Source organism: Tenacibaculum sp. (genome assembly GCF_048269885.1).
Classification (GTDB): Bacteria; Bacteroidota; Bacteroidia; order Flavobacteriales; family Flavobacteriaceae; genus Polaribacter.
Map to the genome: position 1 here is coordinate 26,264 of NZ_JBLWTZ010000025.1, position 9,753 is coordinate 36,016.

7 protein-coding genes and 2 tRNA genes are annotated in these 9,753 nt (G+C 33.1%); 6 read left to right on the forward strand and 3 right to left on the reverse strand.

Going from position 1 to position 9,753, the window contains the following annotated elements; genetic code table 11:
* Nucleotides 1-4: 4 nt before the first annotated feature.
* Complete coding sequence (locus ACN0WY_RS15260) at nucleotides 5-874, reverse strand: FKBP-type peptidyl-prolyl cis-trans isomerase (RefSeq protein WP_417800915.1); 870 nt, start codon at nucleotides 872-874, stop codon at nucleotides 5-7.
* Nucleotides 875-953: 79 nt separating this feature from the next.
* Between ACN0WY_RS15260 and ACN0WY_RS15265 the strand changes: the two genes are divergently transcribed.
* Together ACN0WY_RS15265 and ACN0WY_RS15270 are read left to right on the forward strand one after the other, a co-directional pair.
* Nucleotides 954-1,343, forward strand: coding sequence for an RNA-binding S4 domain-containing protein (locus ACN0WY_RS15265; RefSeq protein WP_417800916.1), 390 nt, complete (start codon nucleotides 954-956; stop codon nucleotides 1,341-1,343).
* A 28-nt stretch (nucleotides 1,344-1,371) separates the two neighbouring features.
* Nucleotides 1,372-1,875, forward strand: coding sequence for a phosphoribosyltransferase domain-containing protein (locus tag ACN0WY_RS15270; protein ID WP_330486697.1), 504 nt, complete (start codon nucleotides 1,372-1,374; stop codon nucleotides 1,873-1,875).
* Here the strand turns inward: ACN0WY_RS15270 and ACN0WY_RS15275 are convergent.
* Nucleotides 1,867-2,385 carry a shikimate kinase gene (locus ACN0WY_RS15275; protein ID WP_330486696.1) on the reverse strand — a complete coding sequence of 173 codons (519 nt, stop codon included), beginning with the start codon at nucleotides 2,383-2,385 and terminating at the stop codon, nucleotides 1,867-1,869. The two genes, ACN0WY_RS15270 and ACN0WY_RS15275, sit on opposite strands and share 9 nt — an antisense overlap.
* Nucleotides 2,386-2,492: 107 nt before the next feature.
* Between ACN0WY_RS15275 and ACN0WY_RS15280 the strand changes: the two genes are divergently transcribed.
* Together ACN0WY_RS15280 and ACN0WY_RS15285 are read left to right on the forward strand one after the other, a co-directional pair.
* Nucleotides 2,493-2,565 (forward strand) — tRNA-Lys (locus ACN0WY_RS15280).
* A gap of 37 nt (nucleotides 2,566-2,602) precedes the next feature.
* Nucleotides 2,603-2,685: transfer RNA gene (locus ACN0WY_RS15285), tRNA-Leu, on the forward strand.
* A 207-nt stretch (nucleotides 2,686-2,892) separates the two neighbouring features.
* Here ACN0WY_RS15285 and ACN0WY_RS15290 read toward each other — a convergent pair.
* Complete coding sequence (locus ACN0WY_RS15290) at nucleotides 2,893-4,611, reverse strand: thiol-activated cytolysin family protein (RefSeq protein WP_417800917.1); 1,719 nt, start codon at nucleotides 4,609-4,611, stop codon at nucleotides 2,893-2,895.
* Between the two features lie 224 nt (nucleotides 4,612-4,835).
* On the opposite strand from ACN0WY_RS15290, the gene ACN0WY_RS15295 reads away from it, so the two are divergent.
* Nucleotides 4,836-5,621 (forward strand): carboxypeptidase-like regulatory domain-containing protein, encoded by a 786-nt coding sequence (locus tag ACN0WY_RS15295; protein ID WP_330486694.1) that lies wholly within the window; start codon nucleotides 4,836-4,838, stop codon nucleotides 5,619-5,621.
* 98 nt (nucleotides 5,622-5,719) lie between these two features.
* Nucleotides 5,720-9,388 (forward strand): phosphoribosylformylglycinamidine synthase, encoded by a 3,669-nt coding sequence (gene purL / locus ACN0WY_RS15300; protein WP_417800918.1) that lies wholly within the window; start codon nucleotides 5,720-5,722, stop codon nucleotides 9,386-9,388.
* Nucleotides 9,389-9,753: the final 365 nt, after the last annotated feature.

Consider the following 9,753-nt stretch of genomic DNA (forward strand, 5'->3'; position numbering starts at 1 on the left):
CTCGTTAAAAAATGTCCCTATTCAAATAATCAGGCACTGTAGGTTTGTTTGGATCACTAAAATCGTTTGCCGGATTTCCGTCTCCATTTTTATCTTCATTTTTCGACAAAACACCATCGCCGTCGTCATCTGTATCTAAATAATTAGGCAAGCCATCTTGATCAGTATCATCATTTCTAGGATTTCCATCGCCATCAGGATCTTCATTAATTGAAGCAACCCCATCTTGATCATCATCTGTATCTGGAACTAAGTCCCATAATTCAAAATAAAATAATAGAATTGAATTAGGAGGTATTGAAGTTCTACTTGTATTAGCATACGCTAAACCAGAAGGAATAAACAAAATTCCTTTCCCGCCATCTTCATAGGTAATTGGTCCATCAGTGGTAACATTATTTCCTCCTTTAAAGTGAATGAAACTATAAGTCCACCCCCTAATTACACTATTTAAAGAAAACCAAGTTGTATTTTTGTCAAAATTAGGGCTTAAACTATCTCTTCTAACGATTCGTTGTCCTCTATATTTTGAATAAACAGAATCCATCACAGTAGGAAAACCTTTGTCAACATTTGGAGTTCCAACCCTGTTTACATAATAATACAATTTATAATTAATATCGTTTTCAGTTACTTCTTTAGTTACCAATTTGTCATCGTCGAACAACGATGTTTTTCCACTAATTATAGGTTTAATTGAGTCTAGTGCCTCGTCGTAATAATTGTTCTTTAAAAATATAACCAAAGAGTCATTGTCAATAAGTGCTTGAGCTTCATGGTCAAAATTATCAACTGAAGAATTGCTATCACTTCCACATGCATATAAAAGAGCACCTGCGATGGCAGTATAAACTAGATGTTTAAATTTTATCATTTAATTCTGAAATTTTAACGCGCAATTTACCATTTTTATACCTTTGTAAAAAACGAAACGATAAAAATTAACTTTTTATATGAGAATTGACAAATATTTGTGGTGTATTCGCTTATTTAAAACTCGTAGTATTGCCACAGATGCTTGTAAAAAAGGGCATGTTAAAATAGATGGAACGAATTTAAAGCCATCGAAAGAAATATTTGGTGGTGAAGAAATTACTATTCGAAAAAATCAAATTAATTATAAAATAAAAATATTAGATGTCCCTCCTAACCGGGTTGGGGCTAAGTTGGTAGATTTATATAGAAAAGATTTGACCCCTAAAGAAGAATTTGAAAAAACAGATTTACTGAAATACGCTAAAGATTATTATCGTAAAAAAGGAACAGGACGTCCTACAAAAAAAGATCGTCGTGATATTGACGATTATTATGAAGATTCTGATAAAAATGATGTTAATTTGTAATCTCAAATTAAGTTAAAGTTAGCTAAAAATGACAGACGTAAATAATATCATTTTAAACAATACTCAAGTTGAACAAAAAATTCGTCGAATCGCTTTTCAAATTTATGAAAGCAATAGTAACGAAAAAGAAATTATTATAGCTGGTATTGCTGATAATGGATATTTTTTAGCTGAAAAAATTTCAACTATTTTAAGTGAAATATCTCCTTTAACTGTAACTTTATGTAAAGTTTTAATCGATAAGAAAAACCCTATAAATCCAATCACTACCTCTATTAACAGTGAAGAATATCAGCATAAAGCGTTGGTTTTGGTCGACGATGTTTTAAATTCAGGAACCACTTTAATATATGGCGTAAAGCACTTCTTAGAAGTTCCTTTAAAAAGATTTAAAACAGCGGTATTAGTAAACAGAAACCATAAAAAGTATCCTGTAAAAGCTGATTTTAAAGGTATTTCTCTATCAACTTCTATCAAAGAACACGTAGTCGTAGAGTTTAAAACCAACGAAACAATTGCTTACTTAACTTAATAAAGATAGTAAGTCTTCCACTACTTCCTCTTTATTTTTGTCATCAATAGTAATCTTATACTGAGCTTGATTGTAATAGTAACTTCGTTCAAATAAATGTTTAGCAACAAACTCTGTTAGTTCTTCTTTATTCAAACGAGCTACTAATGGACGTTGACTTTTTTCATTTGTTAACCTATTTACAATAGTATGGATGCTTGTTTTTAAATACACAGACTTTGCCTTGTTAAAACTTAATAACACCTCCATATTTCCAGCATAGCATGGAGTGCCCCCTCCTAATGATAAAACGAAATCGCCTTCTTTATCTAAAAGCTCCTTTAAATATACATGTTCTTGCTTTCTAAAATAGATTTCTCCTTTCTGTTCAAAAATTTCAGAAACTGTTTTTCTTTCCTTTTTTTCTATATATGCATCTAAATCAATAAATGGAGTTTGCATTTTTTCGGCTAAAATTCGTCCAATTGTCGATTTCCCACTCGCCATATACCCCAATAATACAATTTTCATAAACTAGTAATTAAGTAGTTACAAATATGAGTAAAAATTATTACAAAAAAGCTTTTTTGATTTAAAGAACAGTTGTATATTTGCAACCGCTTTCACAAAGAAGCAATGACCGGGTAGCTCAGTTGGTAGAGCATCTCCCTTTTAAGGAGAGGGTCCTGGGTTCGAGCCCCAGCCCGGTCACAAAAAGTTAAGCAAATGCTTAACTTTTTTAGTTTATGCACGTATGGCGGAATTGGTAGACGCGCAGGCTTGAGGGGCTTGTTTCCAACGGAAGTGCAGGTTCGACTCCTGTTACGTGCACAATAAAAAAGCACCCTACATTTTGTAGGGTGCTTTTTTATTGGTACCGTCAAAGGGGGTAATGCCCCAAAGCTTGCCTCGAAAATCAAGAGCTTTTTTCCTATAAATACCTCATGAACTTGCTCCGAGATAGTTGACCGCTGTAGATTATTCAAATAAAAAAAGGAGACTAAAAAGCCTCCTTATCGTAAATTTATATCAAATTACTTAGTTTAGTATGTAAGTATCATAATCTAAATAACAAGTATCTCCCTGGACTATGGTTTTTATACCATTCCATGTTTTATTATGAAGCCCATCTCCTACTGTATAATTATCTACATACGGATTGTGTTTTGTATAATCTACCCATTTTTTTAAACTAAGGTTGTATTCATATTCATTAGAGGCTTTTACTCCATCTCTATAAACATAACACCCAGAATCACATTCTCCCACTACAGAAACTATTCTAAAGCGTTCACCCGCTTTTGCTTTTACCATAAAATCAATAACCTCACCATCAGCTACACTTCTTTTTTGATTGAATTTATAATAATCTAAGCCTACATGACCTTCAATTCCGTATCCCCAGTAAATTTTCCTTCCAGCTAAATACCAGGATCCTAATTCTTGATCATACTTTTCTACATAAAACCTACCAAAAAGCTCTCCTCCACTAGTTCCGTGATCGCTTCCATATAAAGCCACATTAGTTGGATCTACTCTTATTTTATCATAATATACTAAATCACATTCTTTGATAGTATACTCTAAATTTGAACTTACTTTGAATGGTCTATTATCATAGGTATAGTTCACTTTGTATGAAATAGGATATCCAGGATTATTAACTGATACCTCTGCTCCTTCTTTTAGAAATTCAACAACTCTATCTAAATTATTAGCCATGGCAGCTAAAGATGATGCTATTCCTGAAGTTGCATTTCCTCCTAATTGCTTTACTTTAACAGTCGATTCACTGAAAATAGACTTATATCTTGCTTCTATTTCTGCATTCACTTTTGTTCCAACTGCTTTATAAGCAAAATTCAATGCTGCTTCAACTTCTTTAGCACTACTACTCGACTCATAAATTAACGTATATAGTTTACCATAAGTTACAGACTCTATATACGAAGACGGATTTTGTTGCTCTTCACTTACCTCTAAATAATCAGTAACATAGGGTTGTAATCTATCTGGAGAAACATTGTTGGTAAACCACCCATTCTTTCCTATAATTCCTTCTTTAGGAGACACTGAAGCTGTAAAAAAACGTTGCCTTAAAGTAACTGCATATCTTGTTTTTTGACTAGAAAAGTCTAGCCCAAAACTACCAGATACTTTTACACTAGGTCCAGAGTATCCAGCATTTAAAGAAAGTTGAAATTGTTTTTCATCATGAATTCGTTGAATACTAATATCAAAGCTAGCAGGAAAATTAGCTTCACTTTTATAGTATGCATTTAAAATAGAATTCAAATTGTCTTGTACTTTTCCTGGTGTTGGCACTTCAATAATTCTTGAAGTAGAAGCAGATGTTCCTGATAACACGTTAACTCTTACCTCTACAGGATTCCTGTCTTCTCCTGAAATAGGTATCGACACTGGAGCTCCTTCTTGTATAGATCTTGCTGCTACTAAATTACCTGGCCATAATAAAGAACTATTGGCATCTAGAATAAAGAAGTCTGAATCTGTTTGAGTAAACGATATTTCTTTATCAACACAGTTTTCTTCCATCGCTAGTCTTTCAGCTTTGGATGACTTGCTATCGTGTAGTTCTTTGATATTTAAATTATGAATACCATCAGGAATATCTGATGTTATAAATTGTGCTATTTGTTCTGTGCTAGAATTTATTTCAGTATTGTGTAATAAATCTTCTTTTTGACATGAAATAATTGAAAAAAGGGTTAATCCAAGTATTTTTAGATTTTTCATTTATTTATTTTTAAAATTTAACATTGTACTAATTAAGACCTCGAGGAGTAATTAAACATCTAAAAATGTGTTTTCCCTACTTTTTTATTTATTTTTTTAAATTATTACACTGTTTTACCGCCTATATTTTACTTTTTACACAAACAAAAACCCCCGAAAGTAAAGAATAGTTAATTTCACAAATTATTAACGAGTATAAAGCCTATTATTCTTATTTTCGCCCTATGCAAAAACAATTATTATTTCTAGTAGCAATAGTATTTAGTATATTGTCTATTCAGGCGCAAGACAAACTAAAAGGGCAAATAATAGACTCAGAATCTAAAAAGCCTTTAAGTGCAGCACATATCTTAAATCTCAATAGCGTTGTAGGTACCATTACTAATGAAAATGGGCTCTTTGATCTTGTTGCTCAAGCAAACGATACAGTATTGGTTTCCTATCTAGGTTATGCTTCTATTAAATTAAAAGTTACGAACGACCTTTTAAAAGGGAATGAAGTGGTTATATCTTTAGAAGAAAAGCCTGAAGAGGTAAAAGAAGTGGTTATTAAATCAACCAAACTAATAGGTGTTTTGGAAGTAGATATTAAGCAAGTTCCTAAAGATCGTTTTACAAGGATACATATCAACGGATTACCACAAACATATGAAGTTGGAAGACCTCAAAAAATTTCCTCACCTATAGCTAAACTGTTGAATCCAGTAGATTTGGTATATAACCTCTTTGGAAGCAAACCGAAACAGCTTAAAAAATTAAAAAAGCTTAAAAAAGAGGATGATTTACGTAAAATGTTAGCTGGTAAATTTGATCGTGAAGTTATGATGGAATATCTTGAAATGGATAGAGCTGAGTTAAACAAACTATTATCTGACTGTAATTACTCTGAATATTTTATAAAAAAAGCTAGTGACTTGCAATTAATAGAAGCTGTTTTAAACTGCTACGAAAATTATAAAACCGTAAAAAAAGGGAAAATAGAACGAAACAGAATACCTGACCAGAAATAAATGAAAGCAGCAAAATTTTGCTGCTTTTTTTATGCTTCTATTTCAACCAAAAGAACTAAATTTACAGCTTTCAAAAACACACACAAACACAACTAATAATGATTCATTTCTTTGGAAACGTAAACAGCAAGGTTTTTGCTGTTCAAACAACAGAAGAATTAACATCTGAAACAATTTCGAAATTAACTTGGTTATTTGGCAACCAACCGAAAATAAATGCGGCGTCTATCGACGCCTTTTTTGTTGGACCCAGAGCAGCAATGATTACTCCTTGGAGTACCAATGCTGTCGAAATTACTCAAAACATGGGAATTTCTGGAATAATTAGAATAGAAGAATTTGAAGCGGTAGCTAATGATTTTTCTGATTTCGATCCGATGATTTCTCAAAAATTTGACGGGTTAAACCAAGCGACTTTTACCATTAATATTCAGCCTGAGCCAATTTTAGAAATTGACAACATTGCTGCTTACAACGAGCAAGAAGGACTAGCTTTAAGCAATGAAGAAATTACTTATTTAGAAGAAGTAGCTACTAAAATAGGAAGAAAATTAACCGATTCTGAAGTATTTGGATTTTCTCAAGTAAATTCAGAACACTGTCGTCATAAAATTTTCAACGGAACTTTTGTTATTGACGGTGAAGAGATGCCTACTTCTTTATTCAAGTTAATTAAAGAAACCTCTAAGCAAAATCCAAACGATATTGTATCTGCTTATAAAGACAATGTAGCTTTTATCCAAGGACCAAAGGTGGAACAATTTGCTCCTAAAAGTGCGGATAAACCCGATTTTTACGAAACAAAAGAATTTGAATCTGTTATTTCTTTAAAAGCAGAAACTCACAATTTCCCTACTACTGTTGAGCCTTTTAATGGTGCTGCAACAGGCTCAGGAGGTGAAATTCGCGATAGATTAGCTGGTGGAAAAGGATCGTTGCCATTAGCAGGTACTGCGGTATACATGACTTCGTATTCTCGTTTAGAAGAGAATCGCCCTTGGGAAAAAGGAATGGATGAACGTACATGGTTATACCAAACTCCTATGGATATTTTAATCAAAGCATCTAACGGAGCTTCTGATTTTGGTAATAAATTCGGACAACCTTTAATTTGCGGTTCTGTATTAACCTTTGAACATGAGGAAGATGCTCGCAAACTTGGTTTTGATAAAGTCATCATGCAAGCGGGTGGTATTGGATATGGTAAAAAAGAGCAAGCATTAAAAGATACTCCGCAAGAAGGAGATAAAATAGTAATTCTTGGTGGTGAAAATTATCGTATTGGGATGGGAGGGGCTGCTGTTTCTTCTGCTGATACTGGAGAATTTTCAACGGGAATTGAGTTAAATGCAATTCAACGTTCAAACCCAGAAATGCAAAAACGTGCTGCCAATGCGGTTCGTGGTATGGTAGAAAGTGATGAAAACTTTATCGTTTCTATTCACGATCATGGAGCTGGTGGGCACTTAAACTGTTTATCTGAATTAGTAGAAGATACTGGTGGAAAAATCGACTTAGATAAATTACCAGTGGGTGACCCTACCCTATCTGATAAAGAAATTATAGGGAATGAGTCACAAGAGCGTATGGGATTGGTAATTGCTGAAAAGCATATCGATACCCTTCATAAAATAGCTGAACGCGAACGTTCACCAATGTACACGGTAGGTGATGTTACTGGAGATCACCGTTTTACTTTTGAATCTAAAACCAACGGAAACAAACCAATGGATTTAGCTTTAGAAGATATGTTCGGTAGTTCTCCTAAAACAGTTATGACTGATAAAACAGTAGAACGTAATTATGCTAATGTGGAGTATTCTAAAGAAAACTTTACTCATTATTTAGAGCAAGTTTTGCAATTAGAAGCGGTTGCCTGTAAAGATTGGTTGACTAATAAAGTGGACCGTTGTGTTGGTGGAAAAGTAGCAAAACAACAATGTGTTGGTTCATTACAAATCCCCCTAAACAATGTTGGGGTAATGGCATTAGATTATAAAGGTAAAGAAGGAATTGCCACTACAATTGGACACTCTCCTATTTCTGGATTGATTGATCCGGAAGCTGGAAGTAAAAACTCAATCGCTGAAGCCTTAACAAATATTGTATGGGCTCCTTTAAAAGATGGTTTGCAATCGGTTTCATTATCAGCTAACTGGATGTGGCCTTGTAAAAATGAAGGAGAAGATGCTCGTTTATACAAAGCAGTAAAAGCGGTTTCAGATTTTTCTATCGATTTAGGAATCAATGTTCCAACAGGAAAGGATTCTTTATCGATGAAACAAAAATATCCGAATGAAGAAGTAATTTCTCCTGGAACTGTGGTTATTTCTGCCGCAGCTAACTGTAACGATATTACCAAAGTAGTAGAACCTGTTTTACAACCAAATAAAGGAAACATCTATTACATCAACTTATCGCAAGATGATTTTAAATTAGGAGGAAGTTCTTTTGCACAAATCCTAAATAAATTAGGAAACTCTGCTCCTACGATTACCAATAATAAGTTCTTTAAATCTGCTTTTACTATTTTACAGAATTTAATTAAAGAAGGAAAAATCGTTGCAGGTCACGATGTGGCGTCTGGAGGATTGATTACTACCTTATTAGAATTGTGTTTTGCAGATGTAAATGTAGGTGCCAACTTAGATTTATCTCCTTTAAATGAAGCTGATAGTATCAAATTGTTATTTGCAGAAAACTCAGGAATTGTTTTCCAAGCAACAGATGCTTCTGTCGAACAAACTTTAGCTGATAATAACATTGAGTTCTTTAAAATTGGTTCGGTTACTGAATCTGATCGATTAAATATTAAAAATGGTTCTGATGTTTTTGCTCTATCAATTGCTGAGTTAAGAGACACTTGGTATAAAACGTCATATTTGTTAGATCAAAAGCAAACAGCTAACGGTTTGGCTAAAGATCGTTTTGATAATTATAAAAACCAACCATTAAACTATACATTTCCTACGTATTTTACAGGGAAGCTTGCTGATACTGTGGGAACTGTAACTAACAGACCTAAAGCTGCTATTATTCGTGAAAAAGGTTCAAACTCTGAACGCGAAATGGCAAATGCTATGTATTTAGCTGGTTTTGATGTAAAGGATGTTCACATGACAGATTTAATTTCTGGTCGTGAAACGCTAGAAGATATTCAATTTATTGGGGCTGTAGGTGGATTTTCAAATTCCGATGTATTAGGATCTGCTAAAGGATGGGCTGGTGCATTTTTATATAATGAAAAAGCAAATACTGCTTTGAAAAATTTCTTTAAAAGAGAAGATACGCTTTCAGTTGGTATATGTAACGGGTGTCAGTTGTTTATGGAATTAGAACTTATTAATCCTGAACATAATGAGCATGGTAAAATGCTTCACAACGATTCTAAGAAACACGAAAGCTCATTTACATCTGTAAAAGTTCAAGAGAATAATTCAGTAATGTTATCTAGTTTAGCTGGAACTGAACTAGGAGTTTGGATTTCTCATGGAGAAGGAAAGTTCCATTTACCGCAAACTGAAGACAAGTATAACATTGTGGCTAAGTATGGATATGAAGGCTATCCTAACAATCCAAACGGTTCAGATTATAACACAGCGATGCTATGTGATAAAACGGGTCGTCATTTAGTTACTATGCCACATATTGAACGTTCTACTTTCCAATGGAACTGGGCAAACTATCCACAAGACAGACAAGATGAAGTTTCTCCTTGGTTAGAAGCTTTTGTGAATGCCAGAAAATGGATAGAGAATAAAAAATAAGTAGAATACCACATTCTCAACTACAAAAAGCACTCTGTAAACAGGGTGCTTTCTTTTTTTTTACAAAAGTAAACACACAATTCGTGTATTTACAATTGTTAACTACTTGTTTTTAGTTACAATTGTAATAACTATCCTGAATCATAGCTATTACAACAGCTATGTTACAGATATAGAAGTATAATTAGTTCTTTTTAATTATCATGCTTATAGGCTTAGTAATTTTAGAGTACTTATATAAGTGAGATGTTATTATTATACTGATTTTAAAGAATTTAAATAGAATTATAAAAAGAAGTCTATTATTTAGATGTATAAAGCGTTATTATTTATTTTAAAAGCATAAAACAAGCTATTAATAAGCG